20 protein-coding genes and 1 other annotated feature are annotated in these 18,015 nt (G+C 29.8%); of the genes, 4 read left to right on the forward strand and 16 right to left on the reverse strand.

The window, feature by feature from the left end:
- On the reverse strand, positions 1-118 hold a 118-nt coding region (locus tag KQI68_RS00005), incomplete at its 3' end, for a GTP-binding protein (protein ID WP_216548503.1).
- Positions 119-196: 78 nt separating this feature from the next.
- Positions 197-1,540: an MATE family efflux transporter gene (locus KQI68_RS00010; protein WP_216547863.1), complete on the reverse strand. Its 1,344-nt coding sequence runs from the start codon at positions 1,538-1,540 to the stop codon at positions 197-199.
- Between the two features lie 175 nt (positions 1,541-1,715).
- Between KQI68_RS00010 and KQI68_RS00015 the strand changes: the two genes are divergently transcribed.
- The 3 genes from KQI68_RS00015 (at position 1,716) to KQI68_RS00025 (ending at position 4,324) form a co-directional block, all read left to right on the forward strand.
- Positions 1,716-2,669 (forward strand): 2-hydroxyacid dehydrogenase family protein, encoded by a 954-nt coding sequence (locus tag KQI68_RS00015; protein ID WP_216547864.1) that lies wholly within the window; start codon positions 1,716-1,718, stop codon positions 2,667-2,669.
- 12 nt (positions 2,670-2,681) lie between these two features.
- On the forward strand, positions 2,682-3,734 hold the full coding sequence (gene hutG / locus KQI68_RS00020) for a formimidoylglutamase (protein ID WP_216547865.1): 1,053 nt from the start codon (positions 2,682-2,684) through the stop codon (positions 3,732-3,734).
- Positions 3,735-3,883: 149 nt separating this feature from the next.
- Positions 3,884-4,324, forward strand: coding sequence for a hypothetical protein (locus KQI68_RS00025; RefSeq protein ID WP_216547866.1), 441 nt, complete (start codon positions 3,884-3,886; stop codon positions 4,322-4,324).
- Positions 4,325-4,452: 128 nt separating this feature from the next.
- On the opposite strand, the gene KQI68_RS00030 is transcribed toward KQI68_RS00025, so the two are convergent.
- From KQI68_RS00030 to KQI68_RS00065, 8 genes are all read right to left on the reverse strand, one after another.
- Positions 4,453-5,232, reverse strand: coding sequence for an ABC transporter ATP-binding protein (locus KQI68_RS00030; protein ID WP_216547867.1), 780 nt, complete (start codon positions 5,230-5,232; stop codon positions 4,453-4,455).
- Positions 5,225-6,103 (reverse strand): ABC transporter permease, encoded by an 879-nt coding sequence (locus KQI68_RS00035; protein WP_216547868.1) that lies wholly within the window; start codon positions 6,101-6,103, stop codon positions 5,225-5,227. Before KQI68_RS00035 ends, KQI68_RS00030 begins: the two co-directional genes overlap by 8 nt.
- A gap of 31 nt (positions 6,104-6,134) precedes the next feature.
- Positions 6,135-7,181: an ABC transporter substrate-binding protein gene (locus KQI68_RS00040; protein ID WP_216547869.1), complete on the reverse strand. Its 1,047-nt coding sequence runs from the start codon at positions 7,179-7,181 to the stop codon at positions 6,135-6,137.
- 61 nt (positions 7,182-7,242) lie between these two features.
- Positions 7,243-7,489: a binding site (T-box leader), on the reverse strand.
- Positions 7,490-7,650: 161 nt separating this feature from the next.
- Complete coding sequence (locus KQI68_RS00045) at positions 7,651-8,244, reverse strand: response regulator transcription factor (protein ID WP_216547870.1); 594 nt, start codon at positions 8,242-8,244, stop codon at positions 7,651-7,653.
- Positions 8,222-8,938, reverse strand: coding sequence for a hypothetical protein (locus KQI68_RS00050; protein ID WP_216547871.1), 717 nt, complete (start codon positions 8,936-8,938; stop codon positions 8,222-8,224). Before KQI68_RS00050 ends, KQI68_RS00045 begins: the two co-directional genes overlap by 23 nt.
- Before the next feature lie 437 nt (positions 8,939-9,375).
- Positions 9,376-9,993, reverse strand: a complete 618-nt coding sequence (locus KQI68_RS00055) for a hypothetical protein (protein WP_216547872.1) — start codon at positions 9,991-9,993, stop codon at positions 9,376-9,378.
- A complete protein-coding gene (locus KQI68_RS00060; protein WP_216547873.1) occupies positions 9,990-10,700 on the reverse strand; it encodes a beta-carotene 15,15'-monooxygenase in 711 nt (236 codons plus the stop codon). The genes KQI68_RS00055 and KQI68_RS00060 overlap by 4 nt, the downstream gene beginning before the upstream one ends.
- Positions 10,697-11,359, reverse strand: coding sequence for an ABC transporter ATP-binding protein (locus KQI68_RS00065; protein ID WP_216547874.1), 663 nt, complete (start codon positions 11,357-11,359; stop codon positions 10,697-10,699). The genes KQI68_RS00060 and KQI68_RS00065 overlap by 4 nt, the downstream gene beginning before the upstream one ends.
- A 236-nt stretch (positions 11,360-11,595) precedes the next feature.
- On the opposite strand from KQI68_RS00065, the gene fucO reads away from it, so the two are divergent.
- The gene (gene fucO / locus KQI68_RS00070; RefSeq protein WP_216547875.1) at positions 11,596-12,744 is read left to right on the forward strand and encodes a lactaldehyde reductase; all 1,149 of its coding nucleotides are present in this window, start codon (positions 11,596-11,598) and stop codon (positions 12,742-12,744) included.
- A gap of 50 nt (positions 12,745-12,794) precedes the next feature.
- On the opposite strand, the gene KQI68_RS00075 is transcribed toward fucO, so the two are convergent.
- The 6 genes from KQI68_RS00075 to KQI68_RS00100 all read right to left on the reverse strand — a co-directional run bounded on the left by KQI68_RS00075 (position 12,795) and on the right by KQI68_RS00100 (position 17,918).
- On the reverse strand, positions 12,795-13,559 hold the full coding sequence (locus KQI68_RS00075; RefSeq protein ID WP_216547876.1) for an IclR family transcriptional regulator: 765 nt from the start codon (positions 13,557-13,559) through the stop codon (positions 12,795-12,797).
- 112 nt (positions 13,560-13,671) lie between these two features.
- Positions 13,672-14,844: a UxaA family hydrolase gene (locus tag KQI68_RS00080; protein ID WP_216547877.1), complete on the reverse strand. Its 1,173-nt coding sequence runs from the start codon at positions 14,842-14,844 to the stop codon at positions 13,672-13,674.
- Positions 14,845-14,848: 4 nt separating this feature from the next.
- On the reverse strand, positions 14,849-15,142 hold the full coding sequence (locus KQI68_RS00085; RefSeq protein WP_216547878.1) for a UxaA family hydrolase: 294 nt from the start codon (positions 15,140-15,142) through the stop codon (positions 14,849-14,851).
- 26 nt (positions 15,143-15,168) lie between these two features.
- A complete protein-coding gene (locus tag KQI68_RS00090; RefSeq protein WP_216547879.1) occupies positions 15,169-16,065 on the reverse strand; it encodes a dihydrodipicolinate synthase family protein in 897 nt (298 codons plus the stop codon).
- 17 nt (positions 16,066-16,082) lie between these two features.
- Positions 16,083-17,048, reverse strand: coding sequence for a 2-keto-3-deoxygluconate permease (locus KQI68_RS00095; RefSeq protein ID WP_216547880.1), 966 nt, complete (start codon positions 17,046-17,048; stop codon positions 16,083-16,085).
- 273 nt (positions 17,049-17,321) lie between these two features.
- Entirely contained in the window at positions 17,322-17,918 is a 597-nt protein-coding gene (locus KQI68_RS00100) for a ferritin family protein (RefSeq protein ID WP_216547881.1), read from the reverse strand.
- Positions 17,919-18,015: the final 97 nt, after the last annotated feature.

Here is an 18,015-nt window from a genome sequence, read left to right on the forward strand (position 1 = left end):
ATCTGTCATGTAGTGTTTTTGTTATTGCTGCTGTAAGTGTTGTCTTACCGTGGTCAACGTGACCGATTGTTCCAATGTTAACATGTGGTTTATTTCTTTCAAATTTTGATTTAGCCATTTTATCCTCCTCGAGTTTTATAGATATTTTCATAATACATCAAATCTCACTTTTTTTCAAGATTTTAGAGATTTTAAGTTAAATAAGGTCTAGTTTTTTCTTGACAAAAGTCCTCATAAAATAAATAACAAATAATACCGATGCAAACTCTGCAATAGTGTATCCCCACCATACTTCATTGATTGAGAAATATTTCACTGCGATATAAGCAACTGGAAGTAAGATTACAATTTGTCTTAGTATGGAATCGATTAAAGATAGTATGCCATTTCCAAAGGCTTGGAATATACTTGTGCCGACAATTGAAATTCCTGCAAAGATATAGGACGTTGCACAAATCCTAAGCATTGGAACACCTATTTTAATCATCTCATCAGTTGCAGAGAATATCGATAAGATTTCCCTTGGGAATATCATAATAATCGAAGAAACTACAATCATCATCACAGTTACTGCAGCAAAGGCAAGTTTAATTGTCTTTAAAATTCGATCTTTGTTTTTAGCTCCATAATTATATGCAATTATTGGAACGACACCGTTGTTTATACCAAAGGTTGGCATAAATACAAAGGACTGAACTTTAAAATATGCTCCAACAGCTGCAATGGCAGATGTGGAAATGCCTGATAATAATCTATTTAATACATAAATTGTAAATGATTGAATTGTAACAGTTATAGTAGAGGGAATTCCAACTGCATAAATTCCCTTTATAATTTCTAAATCAAAGCTTGGCTTTTTAATTTTAAGCTCCGGATTTAATTTGTATTCAAAAATTGCTCCGCAAATTGCTCCAATTATTTGACCAGTTACAGTTGCAATTGCAGCTCCCCTTACTCCCATTGCAGGTAGTCCAAAGTATCCAAATATAAAAATTGGATCTAGAATTATGTTAATCACTGCACCAATAAGTTGAGTTAGCATTGTCAAAACTGCACGACCTGTAGACTGCAAGACTCTTTCAAGAAATATCTGCATAAATACTCCCATTGAAAGACCCATTACAACTTGAAGATAGTCTACAGTATATCCTATGATTTCAGCATCATCGACTTGTGCTGATGCATAAGGAAGTGGAATAATTCTCGATAATAAAAATAATATAATTCCGTAGCAAAGTCCTAAGAAAAGTCCAACTTCTGCAACTTTATTTGATTTTTCAAAATCTTTCTCCCCTAAATGTCTAGAGAGCAGTGAGTTCATACCAACGCCTGTACCAACTGCAACTCCTACCATTATGTTTTGGACAGGAAAAGCAATTGAAATCGCACTAAAGGCAGCTTCACTAATTTTTCCAACATAATATGAATCCACAAGATTATACATGGATTGTATAAACATAGAGATGACAATTGGAAAGGAAACTTGAAATAGCAACTTAGGAATGGGCATAGTTCCCAATTTATTTTCTTTATTCTCCATCTTTTCACCCTTTCAACCATTTTATTATATATGAATATATATCTTTTTAAAAGAGCTTGAAATAATATAAAGAACTCTAAAATTCTTTAATAATTTATCAATAAGAAATAATTAAAATTTTTATTTATTTTTATCGATAAATTAATATATGATACAATGTATTCGAGGTGATTAAATGAAATTATTAATTACAAGCGAAATACCAGAAAATATATACAAAGAGCTTGAGGAAAATTTTGAAATAACTTACCACGATTCAAATATTCCTCTAAGTCATGATGAAATTAAGGAAAAGATTAAGGGTCATGATGCACTTCTTTGTCCACTATCAGATAAAATCGACAAAGATATTATCGACTCATCTGAAAATCTTAAAATAATTGCAAATTATGGTGCTGGATTTGACAATATAGATATAAATTATGCAAGAGAAAAGGGTATAGTTGTAACAAATGCACCTGCTCCTGCTTCTGCAGTGTCTACTGCTGAACTTACTTTTGGACTAATGCTTGCAGCTGCAAGGAAAATTGTATCAGGAGATAAGGTTACTAGAGCAGGAGAATTTTATGGTTGGAGACCTACATTTTATTTAGGATCTCAACTTGAAGGCAAGACTCTTGGCATTATAGGTCTTGGAAATATTGGAAAAAATCTTGCAAAAAGGGCTTGTGCCTTTGGCATGAAAGTTTTATACTATTCACGAAATAGGAAAGAAGATTTTGAAAAAGAGTTTCCCGTTATTTACAAGGATAAAGATTATGTAATTGCAAACTCAGACTTTTTAAGTCTTCACACAGCATATGTAGATGAGGTTCACCACATGATTTCAACTAAGGAACTGGAAATGATGAAGGATTCTGCGATTTTAATAAATGCTTCAAGAGGACCTGTCGTAGATGAAGAAGCTCTTGCTGATGCATTAATTAATAAGACAATTGCAGGTGCTGCTCTTGATGTTTACGAATTTGAACCAAAGGTAAATGAAAAACTTTTAGATTTAGATAATGTAATTCTTGCACCTCATCTTGGCAATGCAACTTTTGAAGCAAGACTTGAAATGGGAGAAAATGCAAAGGACAATCTAATCCAATTTAAAAATGGAGAAACTCCTAAGAATAAAGTTAATTAATAGAGGTGTTAAATGATTAATTATTATAGTCCACAAGATATGTCAGTTTGGTCTGGCCGTGTTGATGATGAAAACGACTACTATTCTTATAGATGGCATCAATGGGTTGAACCAATTGATTTAAATAGTGAAGACAACGAACCCTTCACTGGTAAGCTTGGCTTTGGAATTTTAGGATTTGAATCTGACCAAGGTATTGAGCTTAACAAGGGAAGATTTGGTGCAGCAGCTGGACCTGAAGCAATTAGAAAGGAACTTGCAAAACTTCCTTGCCAATTTTCTCAAGAAGTTAAAATCTACGACTGCGGAAATGTTTCAAGTAAATTTACAACACTTGATGCAAGTCAAAAAGAACTTGGAAGAGCAGTTGAAGAAATTTTAAACCTTGGACTATTCCCATTAGTTCTAGGTGGCGGACACGAAACTGCTTATGGTCACTATCAAGGCCTAAGCAATTACCTTGATGATAAAGATGACAAAAAACTTGGAATAATAAACTTTGATGCTCACTTTGACCTAAGACCTTATGAAAAAGGCAAGGGTACAAGTGGTACAATGTTTAGACAAATTGCAGATTACACTAAAGAAAAGGGAACTGACTACGGTTACTATGTGTTAGGAATTCAAAGACATTCCAACACTCTTTCACTTTTTGAAACTGCAGAAGAATTAGGTGCAAAATATGTACTTGCAAAGGATATAATCAATGGAGATTTCTTCCACATTGTACATCAACTAGATAGATATATTGCAAAGCAAGATCATCTATACGTTACAATTTGTATGGACTGCTTTACTTCTTCCTTTGCGCCAGGAGTATCTGCTCCACAACCACTTGGTCTCGACCCAGAAAAGGTAATACTTTTCTTAAAACACATTTTCACTTCTAATAAGCCAATTAGTTTTGATATTTGTGAAGTATCGCCAAGATTTGACCACGACTCTGTAACAGCAAACTTAGCTTCTATTTTAGTTTATACAGTAGTTACAGCATCCGCTCAGTTTATCCTTGGAGAAGACAACGATAAGTTCATTCACACAAGTAAACCAAGTAGAATAGATTAAAAAAATCTATTATTTATATACCCTCTTTGCTTAACAAAATAGTAAGGAGGGTATTTTTATGGAAATACTTAAAAATAATTGACAACAACTTTTGAAAGCATTATAGTTTAATTAAATAAATCGGTAAATTTTTATTAAAGGATTATTCTATGATTAAAAAAGTTCTTATTTTGACTTTTATTTTAATTTTTACAACATCTTGCTCAAAAGCTAATTTATATTCTTTAAAAACTGACTTAAGCCACAAGGAAAAGGTCGAAAAATTAATAAATCAATTGGATTGGGAGAACAAAGACCCCTACAAAATAGAAATAAAAGATAAAACAATTACCATTATTTTTGACAATGATGAAGATTATTATAAAATGAATTTAAAACCCTATTTTGTGAATTCATTTTACCTATTAATATTAACAGATGCAAGGGAAATAAATTATAAAAATAATGTTGGAACTATATTTTCCTTTGATGATTACTTAGCAAATGAATTTTTATCTTACCAAACTAAAAAGAGCATAGATGATTATAAAAATAGCGAAGAAGAATTCCACAAATTAGAAAAGTTTATGAAAAATTTAAAAGTCAATTAATAATTCTATATTCTAGAAAGCTTAAAATTTTTTGAGTTTCTGCTCAAATGTATAGTAAAAAGAAAATAATTTTTGAATTAATAAGAAAACCTCTCTTCCATATAAAATGGTTGAGAGGTTTTTTAAGATTAGAGAGAGTTTCCTGACTCAATACTTATTTCATAAAATTTATCAAGTATATCATCTAGATTTGTATTTTTCTTTTCTTCGCCAGATTTATCCATAACTGCGTGGCCCTTGTGCATCATTAACATTCTGTCGCCATATTTTAGAGAGTATTTAAGATTGTGTGTTACCATAAGTGCTGTCAGATTTTTTTCTCTGACAATTTTATTTGTCATTTCCATTACTATATCTGCAGTCTTTGGATCAAGAGCCGCTGTGTGCTCATCTAGGATTAAGAATTCTATAGGCACAAGTGTCGCCATAAGAAGTGCAACAGCTTGTCTTTGTCCACCTGAAAGGGAACCAACTTTATCTTCAAGTTTATCTTCAAGTCCAAGACCTATTGGTCTTAACATTTCCTTGTACTCGTCGATTTTCTTTTTGTTGATTCCTCTAGTCAAATTCCAAGGTTTTCCTTTGTTATCAGCCATTGACATATTTTCAAGAAGTGTCATTGAGGGTGATGTTCCAATTTTAGGATCTTGAAAGACTCTACCCATTAATTTATATCTTCTGTGTTCTGGAATTTTATTTAGATTTTTGCCATCCACATAAATTTCGCCAGCATCAGGTAGAAGAGATCCACAAATTAAATTAAGCATCGTACTCTTGCCTGATCCATTGGATCCAATTATGCTTACAAATTCTCCCTCGCCGATTTTTAAATTAAAATCATTGAAAAGAGTCGTCTCATTAACTGTTCCTATATTAAATGTTTTATCAATAGATTTTAGTTCAAGCATTTTTTGCCTTCTTTCTATTCTTTCTTCCAATTACAAGAATTATTAAAAATATCATTGCAGTTATGAGCTTCATTGAATTTGTTGAGAAACCTATTGCTATTGCAATTGCAATTGATGCCTTGTAAAGAATTGATCCAATTAAAACCTTTGTAGTGTCTTTCATTACATAAAGATTTTGTAAAAGCTTCATTCCAAGTACTACTGCAGCAAGTCCCATTACCATTGAGCCTGTACCCATTGAGATTTCAAAAAATCTCTGCTCTTGTGCTACAAGTGCTCCACTAAAGGCAACAAGTCCATTGGAAAGTGCTAGTCCCAAAATTTTAACAACTCCCGGGTCGACTGCCATTGTTCTTACAAGTGTTTCGTTATCTCCACAAGCTTTAAGTATAAAACCTGCCTTTGTCTTTAAAAATTCATCAAGCAAAATTTTTACAATTATTACTATTGGAATCATAGTAATTAAAACTGTGTACTTGTTTAAATTCGCTGGAATTAAATTTGCAAGCCCTGTTGTGAAAATTGTTTCTTTGTTAAAAATTGGTACATTGGCTTTTCCTGCCACAGTAAGGTTTATTGTCCAAAGTGCAGTTTGCATTATAAGTCCTGCAAGTAGGTCTTGTACTTTTAATTTTATGTGAATTACTCCTGTAAGCATTCCTGCAACGGCGCCTCCCAAGAAAGAAAGCACAAGTGCAAGTGCTGGTGGGATTCCAGCTAGGACTGCAAAAACTGTAATTGCAGCTCCCAGTGGAAATGATCCATCTACTGTTAAATCTGGAAAATCTAAAATGCTATAAGCTATATAAAGTCCCAGTGCTAGAAATGAGTAAGTGAGCCCCTGCTCTATCACTCCTAAAATTATATCCATTATTCTTCCCTCTAATCTCTAGTTTTTAAAATTATTTTGCTTCAGGCGCAGAAATTTCTTCAAATAATTCTGTTGCTCTACCTGTAAGTGCATCTGATAAAGTTACTCCAAGATTATCTGCAACTTTTTTATTTAAATAAAGGTTTGGCTCAAGTATTGTTTCAAATGGCATTTCACTAGCTTTTGCTTCGCCCTTTAAAACTTTTGCAGCCATTTTACCAGTTTGATTTCCAAGAGAAATATATTCAATACCTTCAGATCCGATACATCCTATTCTAACTTGTTCAATTTCAGATCCATAAATTGGAATCTTTTTAGCATTAGCTTTGTCTAAAATTTGTGGAAGTGAATTAACAACTGTGTTGTCTAGTAAGTTTGTCATAACATCAACTTTTGTAAGAATGTTGTCAGTTGCTAGAGGAATATCAGAAGTTGTATTAATTGCTTCATCAACTATTTCAAAATTGTATTTAGGTGCAATTTCTTTATAAGTTGCAAGCATTGAATCTGAGTTTGCTTCACTTGAAGTGTGAAGTATTCCAACATTTTTAGCATCTGGTAGCATTTCTCTTATAAGTTTTAATTGAGCATCAACTGGAAGTACATCACTTGTACCTGTAATATTTCCAACAGATTTTCCATCTTCAGTTGCAAGCTGTGCTTCAACTGGATCAGTAACTGCAGTGTAAATTACTGGAATGTCAGTGTTCATTGCAGCATTATAAGCAGCCATTGCTGATGGAGTTGCAATAGAAATAATCATATCGTATTTATTTGATACGAAAGAATCAGCAATTTGAGAGTTGATTCCCATATCAGCTTGAGCATTTTGGTAATCAATTTCTAAGTTCTTGCCTTCTTCAAATCCAGCTTCTTTCAATCCTTCGATAACTCCAGTTCTACAGTTGTCAAGAGAACCGTGTTGAGCAAATTGAAGTATACCTACCTTATAAACCTTATCATCAGTAGCTGTAGTAGCCTCAGCCTTATTTGTTTCTTCTACCTTAGCATCATTTCCCTTAGGTGATGAGCATCCAACTAACATAAGCATTGCGATAATTAACATAATTTTTTTCATTTTTCTTTCTCCTTTTCTTTTTGTGTGAGAAGGATGGAATAAAAAAAGACTTCCATCCTATAATTAGGACAAAAGTCATAACTTCTGCGGTACCACCTAAATTTGCTTAAAGCACACCTCACATCAATACTATCATATTGGTCTTATTTTAACGGCTAAGTCCCGTCGGGTATTACTTTAAACTAAGTTTATTTCTTCCCGCCCTCAGAAGTCCATTCATTTAAAAAGCCTGTATACGATTCTCACAGCAAATGAATCGCTCTCTTAATACCTCTTTAAAAACTACTACTCTTCGTTATCGGTTTCGCTATTTGAAAAATATAATACTATCTTTTAAAAACTTTGTCAATACTTTTTGTTTTAATTTTTTATTTATTTTATCAGAACATTTAAAAAATGAATAAACTAAAAAACTGGTGTTATAAATAGCATAATAATTTTTATAAAAGCTTTCGTATTACAACGTCTTCTAAAAATCATCAATATAACCAATTTCCTTTGCCCTATTAATTGCCTGAACAGTATTACTTACATCAATTTTTTCGTAAATATTTGCAATGTGATTGTAAAGAGTTCTTTCACTAATAAATAAATCGCTTGCTGTTTCTTTTTTAGTTTTTCCTTTGGAAAGCTCTTTTAAAACTTCAATTTCTCTATCTGTAAGTCTATCAACTAACTCTTCTTCTTCAAAAATATTTTCTCCCTTGTAAACTTTATGAATTTCTGCGACAAGATTATCCACATCTACGGATTTATTTATAAAAGCATTTGCTCCATATTTATGTGCCAATTCTTTGTAATTCATCAAATCATAGGAAGTTAAAATAATTATTTTCAATTCTTCATTTAATAATTTTACATCTTTAATTAAATCAAGCCCTGTCTTTTTATCTTTTAAGTTTATATCAATAATAGCAATTTCATAGGTCGAATTTTTTAATTTACTTAAAAATAAATCGATATCGGAAACATAATCAATTATAAAATTTTCTTCCCGTTCTTCTAAAAGCATTTTTAGGCTCTCTCCGAAAATCTTATGATCATCTATAAAAATTATTTTCATTATTAATCCCTATCCTAACTTCAGTTGTAAGAATGTCTTTGTCCAATTTATATTTTATATCCCCTTTATTTTCAAGAAGAAGCTCAATAAGTAGAACTACTCTTTTTGAATTTTTAATCTTATCCAAATCTTTTTTATCATTGCCATTACTTTCAGTGTAAATATTTATATCATCTTCTATTGAAATCTTGTAGATTAAATAGTTCCCATTGGAATGTTTGTAAATATTGTTAATCAACTCTTTTGTAACAGTATTAACTATTTTCTTTAAATCCTTATTTTTAATGTTTTTAATTTCATCTGAAATAATTATTTCTATTTTAAAACTCTTATCTGGATATAAAATTTTAAGATTTTCAAAAATACTTACAATATTTTCTTTCAAGTCTAAATTTTCAAATAAGTAGTTTTGATAAAATTTCATAATATTTCTGGATTTTTCTTCTAAATTACTTAATATTTCCTTGGAATAATTAATGTCTGGATTTTTAAGAGATAGGTAATTTCTCGTCGCATAAATATCCTGTATAATATCATCGTGAATAATTCTTGCAAATTCATTTCTCTCCTCAGCCATATAATCAGAAAGATAATAAAGTTTTAAGTTTTTCTCGTAATTATTTTCTTTTTCAATTAAGAACAAATTAAAACATAATTCGAAAATTAAAAATATAATTTGATAAAAAATATTCATAATAAAAGAGTCTAAATTCAAAAAATAAATCAAAAGAAAACTAAATAAAACTAATGCAATAACAAAAAATTTAGTCATATTCTTAGAAATTGGAAGAATATTAAAATTATTTATAACTTTAAGGTCAATAAATTTTTTTGAATATATTGCGGTTAAAATTATGCTAATAAAAATTAAAATAAAATTAATTTTTATTAATTTTAAAACACTAATTGTAACAAGTAATAAAGATAGCAAAATCAATAAGTTTGAAAATTTAAAACTTTCTTTTTTTGAAATTTCTGCACCATAAAAAAAATATATAGAAAAAAATAGAGTTATCGAAGCTAAGTTTAAAACTCCTTCATTTTCAGTTATTATACCTAACTTAAATAAAAAACTCCAAAACAAAATTATGAATATGTGGATAATTGTAATTTTAAATAATCTATTTTTCATTAATAAAAACTCACTATAATCCTTTCGATGTCAGTTCTCTTTACATAAAACCTTAAAATTAAAAACAAAATTAAATACTTACTAATCATATATAATTCTATTATATAAGTTGATGTATAAATTATCACTGAAATCATCAAAATTATTATATACATAAGTAAAAAACGAGTTTGCAAGGAATTTATTTTATTCATATCTATCGTTGATAATATTTTAAAAATTAAAATAAATACATAAATAGCTGTTACAAATATAAAATTTAAAGAAAAAGCTAACCCTAAATTTAAGCTAAATAAACATAATGAAGGAAGTAAAATTATAAATAAAGTAGTAAAAATTACTACAAAATATGACCTTACTATTTCATTTTTTGAAACTCCGTTTGCAAGGACGAATTCTAATCTCTTACTTATTTTATCTTTAACAACTGTACTTTTTGCAAGCTCAATAGAAAATATTACAGCTAAAAAAGTAAAACCTTCAAATTTCATTAATTTATCAAAACTTGTAACTGTCTTTGAAGTATTTATCGCATATAAAATAGACAAAAAAGCAATAATTCCCATAAAAATAGCGTTTTTATCAAACAGCTTTCTATACAATTTAAGATCTATCATGTCCATTCCCCTTTTGTACTAATAATTTTCTCATTATTTAACTTCTTCAAATTATAAAAACTTAATAATGCAAAGATAAGTAAAAATAAAATATTAAAAGCATTTATAAAATGAATCAAATCTATGTCATAAACATTGAGAAAATTAAGTATATTTTCAGAAAATGTCCCAACTGCATAAATTGAAATTGATGTCGCGAAGAATAAAATATTTTTAAAGAATTTAAAATTTTTTTGATTTAGAGAAATTATATTAAAAAATAAAATTTCAAAATATAGCATTGCTGCAGCTGATATATAATTTAATATAACTCCACTAGGTCTTGTGAAATCATAGATAAAATATGTAAATAAAAACAAATAGTAAGTTGATACAGATGAAATTCTCCACATTTCAAATGTGTAAGTCTTAATTAAGTCCTTAACATCTATCCCTGAAGATAATATAAATTCAATTCTATTCTTTAGTTTGTCTTTTACAGTTAAATCAATAATCATTGAATTTGAAATAATTAATGTAAATCCAATAATTAATGTCCATAAGATTAAAGTTATAGATTTTTCGCCTCTATTATTTAAAAATCCTTTATAAATTATGTATTCAAACCCTAAAATCATAATTCCAAATAAAATAATTACTGAAATTACATCCTTACTCCTGCAAATATAAAATCTAGTAGCTTTTCCAATATTTTTCTTTTTCATCATTTTAATCCCTCTTCAATAAATAATTCTTCTAAACTTTCCCCATTAATGTCTAAAATACCTTTTGTAAATAAAAGCTTTCCATCTTTAATCATTGAAACATAGTCTGCGACTTTCTCAATTTCTGCTAAGTCATGAGAAGTGATAACAACCGTCTTTTTGCTCTCTTTTAAAATTGAAATAATCTTTCTTATTTGGACTCTTGAAATTGGATCTACACCACTGGTAGCTTCGTCTAAAAAAATAATATCTCTGTCCATCAAAATAATTATTAGAAGTGACAACTTTCTTTTCATTCCCTTAGAGTATGTAGAAACCTTTCTATCTAAATCTTCATTAAGACCTAGTAAATCAGAAAAATTTTTGTATTTATCCAAATTATATCCAAAATAAAACCCATAAAGTTTGAGATTTTCAAATCCAGTTTTATCTTCATACAAATAATCATTTTCTAAAAGCATAGAGTGAGTTCCTTCTACTACAACTTCTCCACTGTCCTTTTTATAAAGTCCTGTTAAAATTCTAAGAAGACTTGTTTTTCCAGAACCATTTGGTCCTACAATTGCATGAACTGTATTTTTCTCAATTTCTATTGAAAAATCCTCAAATATTACCTTATCATTAAAAGATTTACTCATGTTTCTTACAATTACTGATTTCATTAATACCACCTCTTTATTTAAATTTAATCTAAAATCATGAATAAATCATGAGTAAAATCTGCAATTTTTGCAAAATAATAAACTAAATTTAGTATTTAAATATTATAAAAATCCTATTTTTAGACGAATAAAACGTTGACAACCTTTAATAAAAGTAATATTCTAATAATATAAGTTTGTATTTAAGTTTTTCATTCTTATATACGGATATTGTGCATTATTTTAGGAGGTTATTTATGACAAAAAGAATTATTTTAAATGGTACTTCATATCACGGAAATGGTGCTATTAAAGAAATAGTCCCAGAAATAAAAAAAAGAGGATTTAAAAAAGCCTTTGTTGCTTCTGACCCTGACCTTGTTAAGTTTAATGTTACTTCAAAGGTTACAGATTTACTTGATGCTGAAAATTTTCCTTACGAATTATATTCTGACATTAAACCAAACCCAACAATCGAAAATGTCCAAAATGGTGTCAAAGCTTTTAAAAATTCAGGAGCTGATTTTATTATTGCAATAGGTGGAGGTTCTTCTATGGACACTTCGAAAGCTATTGGAATTATTATTACTAACCCAGAATTCGAAGATGTGCGTTCACTTGAAGGTCTTTCTCCAACTAAAAAACCTTGTATTCCAATAGTAGCAGTTCCAACAACAGCTGGAACTGCAGCAGAAGTTACAATTAATTATGTAATTACAGATGTTGAAAAAGAAAGAAAATTTGTATGTGTTGACCCACATGATATGCCTATAATTGCTGTTGTAGATTCAGAAATGATGTCCTCCATGCCTAAAGGCTTAACTGCTGCAACTGGAATGGATGCTCTTACTCACGCAATTGAAGGATATATTACTAAAGACGCTTGGGAAATGACTGATATGTTCCATATAGAAGCAATTCGTTTAATTGGAAAACACTTAAGAGGTGCTGTTGAAAATACTAAAGAAGGTAGAGAAGGAATGGCTCTTGCTCAATACATTGCTGGTATGGGCTTTTCAAATGTAGGACTTGGAATTGATCATTCAATGGCACATACTCTTTCAGCTCATTATGATACACCTCATGGAGTTGCATGCGCAATGTTTTTACCAATTGTTATGGAATTTAACAAGGACTATTCCGGAGAAAGATATAGAGAAATTGCAAGAGCATTAGGAATAGATGGAGTCGACAAAATGACTCAAGAAGAATATAGAAATGCAGCAATTAATGCTGTTTCAAAACTTTCAGAAGATGTTGGTATTCCAAAGACGCTTGATAAAATTAAGGAAGAAGATCTTGATCAACTTGCAACTGATGCTCTTAATGATGCTTGCTATCCAGGAAATCCTAGAGAAGCAACAAAAGAACAAGTAATTGAAATGTTTAGAAAATTAATGGTATAGATAAATATAAAAACCTCTCCTATTATTTAAAATAATTTGGAGAGGTTTTCTTAAATTAAGTCTTCATCTTTGAATTTTGTATACTCAAGGGCATCTTCAATTATATTTTTATGCTTATTTAAAATTTTTAAAATTTCATCAAATTTTTCTTTATCACTTCTATAAGCGGGTACAGAAACGCTCATGGCACTAATTACCTTATTATCTTTTACAATAGGAACAGCTACACACATTGAGTCTAAACTAGTTTCTTTTAAATCATAGGCATATCCATTAACTCTAACTTTATCTATTTCCTCTAAAAACATATCCATATCTGTAATTGTATTTTCTGTAAGTGGTGTCATTTCATTTCCAATAAGTTTTCTAATTTCATCATTAGTCATATTTACAATTAAAACTTTTCCCAGTGCTGTTGAATATAGTGGTAAAAACTTCCCTACATAACTCACTAGCTGAATAGACTGTTTAGGTTCTTTCTTGGCTATATAAAAAACTTTGTCTTGTTGAATAATACCTAATTGACAGATTTCATTGCATTCTTTTACAATTTCATTCATATTTGATTTAATCATCTCAAGAATAGAAGTGCTTTCTATATAGGTTTCTCCTACTACAAAAGTATTAATTCCTGTTTTATATTTCTGGTCATCTTTTTTACTTAAAAATTTCATTTCAACCATTGTAGAAAGAATTGGCGAAATTGTGCTTTTTGGGATATTAGTTTTCTCAGAAATTTCTGTTAATGTTAATTTTTCTTTTTCGGATGCTAAAGTTAAAAGTATTTTAAGAACTCTTTCAGTTGGTTTGTGCATAATTCTCCCCTTAATTTTTATTTAATTATTATTATAAACAATTTAAAGTTTAAGTCAATAAATGCGATTTTATAAATTAATTAAAAAAGAGCCCTAAGGCTCTTTAAATATTTTATACAAAGTTAGCTGCTCTAGCTATAGCTGTCTCAGTATATCCAAAAACTTCTGACTTTGTAAGCTTTCCATTTGCTACTTCAATTAGTTCAGAAAAAAGCTCCTCTCCTTGTTGTTTCATTGTCTTTTCGCCATAAATCACAGGACTTGCATTGTAATCTAAATTATCTTTCATTATTTCCCATGTTTCCCTATTTCCAGTAATCTTTACAACTGGTGCTAATGGATGTCCTGTAGGTGTGCCTCTACCTGTTGAGAAAAATACAACTTGAGCTCCTCCAGCAATCATTCCTGCTACAGAAGAAGGATCATTGCCTGGAGTATCCATTATAACAAGCCCTTCCCCTTTATTCATCATTTTTCCATAGTCGTAAATATTATTTACAGTAGTAGTTCCACCCTTGTGGATACATCCTAGTGATTTTTCTTCTAGTGTTGTAAGTCCACCCTCTTTATTTCCTGGAGATGGATTGCCTTCTCTTACTGATAATCCTGTATTTCTATCAATATGATCTTCATATCTATAAATAATCTCATATAATCTATCATGAACTTCTTTGTTTTTAGCACGTCTTGCTAATATATGTTCTGCTCCAATAAATTCTGTAGTTTCAGAAAGTACAGCTGTTCCACCTTCTGCAACTACCAAATCACTTAATTCTCCAATACTTGGATTAGCTGCAAGTCCTGATGTCGGATCTGAACCTCCACACTCAGTAGCCACTATAAGTTCTGATACTGGGAATTCTTCTCTTCTCAATTGTACAGCTTCTTGAACCATTTCTCTTGCTATATTTGTAGCTTTTGCAATAGTATTTAATGTCCCGCCCTCTTCTTGAATTATTAAAACTTTTAAAGGTTTATTTGTCTTCTTCTTTATTTCTTTTTCAACTAATCTAGCTTGATGATTTTCACAACCTAATCCTACGATTATAGTTCCATATACATTTGGATTAGCAGCATATCCTGAAACAACATTCATAGTCCATTCAAAATCTTCTCCTAATTGTGAACATCCCAATTGATGATTGAATGAAACTGCTCCCTCAACTTGATTAGCTATTATTCTAGTAGTATCTGATGCACAAACACTTGCTGGCAAAATTAAAACATGATTTCTAATTCCAACTCTGCCATCTGATCTTTTGTATCCCCAAAAAGTCCTTGTCATATCTTCACTCCTTATCTTTTAAATCTTCTCTTCTACCTTCTGTATTCGATGTATGCACATGATCGCCTTTTTTTATATCTTCAAGAGCTACTCCTATATGTTCGCCATATTTAATAATATTTTCTCCCTTTTTTATATCTCTATCTGCAATTTTATGATAAATCTTAGTATCATCATTTGCTTCAAATTTCTTTTCTGTTCCATCCAAATCTCTGTAGTTTATAATTTCTCCTTTTGTAATATTTTCTATTACAACCACTACATTATCTTTCTCACTAATCTTCAAAGCATTGATCATATTAACCTCCCAAAACTCTAATTAATTTATTTTAATAATCCTAGATTGTTTAAAATTGACATACCATGCTTATATTTATCTTCATCAATGTTTTCAAAAGGGAAGAATGTATAAGTGCTACACTTGAATTCTTTTTCATTTATAATCTTCTTAAATAAAAGAGAAAAATTACTATCTACTGAATACAATTTCATCAAGCTATCAATTTCTCTCATCTTTTTAGTTACATCATCAAATTTCTTATTATTTACAGCACTTACAAGCTTAGCCCAATAACTTGGTATTATATTTGATATAGCTGATATACAACCAGATCCACCAGATATTGCATTTATTAAAAAATGATTGTCAAATCCTGAATAAACTTCAAAATCTTTATTTATCATGTGAGATTTATATATAACCTCTTTAGTATGTTCTGCATCTGAAGTTGAATCTTTTAAACCTTTAATATTTTTATGTTTTTTAATGAGTTTTACCACATTATCCGCACTTATATTAAATCCTGATCTCGCTTCAAAGTTATATATATAAATGTTAGCTTTTGTATTTTTTGCTAATTCATCATAATAATGAAATCCTTCTTCTTGACTCATAGCAAAATAGTAAGGTGGAATCACTAAAACTCCATCAACCCCTAAATCATAAGCAAAGTTTGAAAGTTCTATAGTTTCTTCAAAATCCATAGAGCTTGTTCCTGCTATGAGTTTTATTCTCTTGTTATTTTCTTTTACATATAAGTCTATTAATTTTTTCTTTTCTTCAAAACTTATAAAAGGAAATTCTCCTGAACTTCCAAGTGGAGCTAATCCATCCACTCCATTATCTATTAAATAATTAATAAGCTTTTTATTATCTTCAATATTTATAGTTTTGTCTTCATTTAAAAATGTCACTGTTGGCGTAATTATATTACTTCTCATTATTCCTCCCTATAATTTTACTTAAAACTCTGTCCTTCTAAAGGCGCCTTAGGTGCCCCATGTTTCTTTACCCACCAAGCTGTTAAGATTGGAACTAATATAGCTGATAGTACTGCTGAAGCCGCTACTTGAGTAGTTGCTACTTCTACTATAGGCATAAGTGTTGGGTCTGCTGCTCCTACCATCGCAGGAACTGCTATAGCATTTCCCGCTGTACTAGCAACTGCCCATCCTGCATAACCAGGTCTTTTATTTATTTTTCTATCACATAAAACTATAAAAGCTCCACCAATAAATACAGTTACTAGACCTAGTATTAGACCAGACGCTCCACCTCCTAAAATGTTTTTTATATTCATTCCTGCTCCAAGTGTTATTCCAACAAACGGTAAAAGTAGTCCAACACCTGGTTCTAAAAATTCTTGCATTTTTTTATCTATATTACCTATCAACATTCCAAATAAAATTGGTACAATTACTGCAACTAATGCCATAATTGGAATGTTTGCCAATCCTGAAAGCCCTAATGCTAATAATGTAAAGAATGGTCCATCATTTATTGCCAATAAACTCATAGATGTTTGATCTACTTCATCTCCATACTCTGTCATAAGAGCTAAGTACATACTTCCATTTGAATTAGTAACCGCACAAATTATAGCCATGCTTGAAAGACCAAAAATACCAAGTGGTCCAAATATGTATCCAACGCCTATACCTAATATCGCCCCTATAAAAAACTTTGATAACAAAAGAACTCCGCCTCTTTTTAAAACTTTAAATAATTCATCTACTCTAAGTTGTGCTCCCATACATATAAGTTGCACTCCTAATATTGCTGCCATTCCTTGAGATGTAAAAACAGCTGTAGTAAAAGAACCTATCTGCAATATTTCTGGGAAAAATGTGTTTATAATTGCAGATATAAACATTGGAACTATCATCATTCCAGCAGGAACTTTTTTTAAAAAATTAATTATCATATGATTACCCTCCTTAATAATTCTTCTTTTTTAATTTTACTACCAATAGAAAATCTTCACATTATTATAAAAGATTTTTCACTTCCATTGTTTGTATTTACGTTCAATAAATGCATTTACGAATTTAATTAGATTATATACATCCACTTATTTTCTGTCAATATATTTTTTTAATTTTAATATGTTATCTTTGTATTTATATGTTTTACTAAAATATTTCAATTTAAAAAAGATCCCATCTACTATCTAGATAAGATCTTAAATAACTCTATTTTATTTATTTTTGTAAAAATTATATTGTTCTTCTAATTCATCTAATTGATGATTTTCCCAATACACTAATTCGTCATATAATTTCTTTGCATATGGATATTCTGATTTTTGTGAGGCTTTTATATAAAATGCAATCATTGTTCTCTTGATTTCCATTCCAATTGCAAATACATTTAGTGCTGCTGTAAGTTTATAGTCTTCTATTTCTCCCCAGTTGTATCTGTCGTCATCCTTATTTTTCTTTTTATCAACGAAGTCTTTTATTTTATCTATAAATGATTTGTCTTCGTATCCTTCAAGGGTTTTCTTAATTCCACTGAGATATGATACATGTTCATCTGATTGATGTGAAAGTGATTTGAAAACTTCTTCTGCATTGCCAAAAAGCATTTCTGCTGCTTTATCATAAAATTTTATGCACTCTTCTTCTATTGCAAGTGCTTCTTCAACAATTGACATATCGTCTTCGAAAATTCTATCATCTTCTGAATCTTTATATCTTTTCAATTCTTGCAAATATGCTATATCTTTTTTATCTTCTTCAGATAATTCCACATTTTCTGATATTAAAATTTCGTACTTACTATCTTTTGCCATAATGACCTCCTACTATTATTTTTCTTATACCCAATCTCTTGTTAAAATTTGACTATTTTACAAAAAAGTTGTATATTATTAGCAGATACTTTAATTG

The sequence above is a fragment of the Peptoniphilus ovalis genome (genome assembly GCF_018919265.1).
GTDB classification, from domain to species: domain Bacteria; phylum Bacillota; class Clostridia; order Tissierellales; family Peptoniphilaceae; genus Peptoniphilus_A; species Peptoniphilus_A ovalis.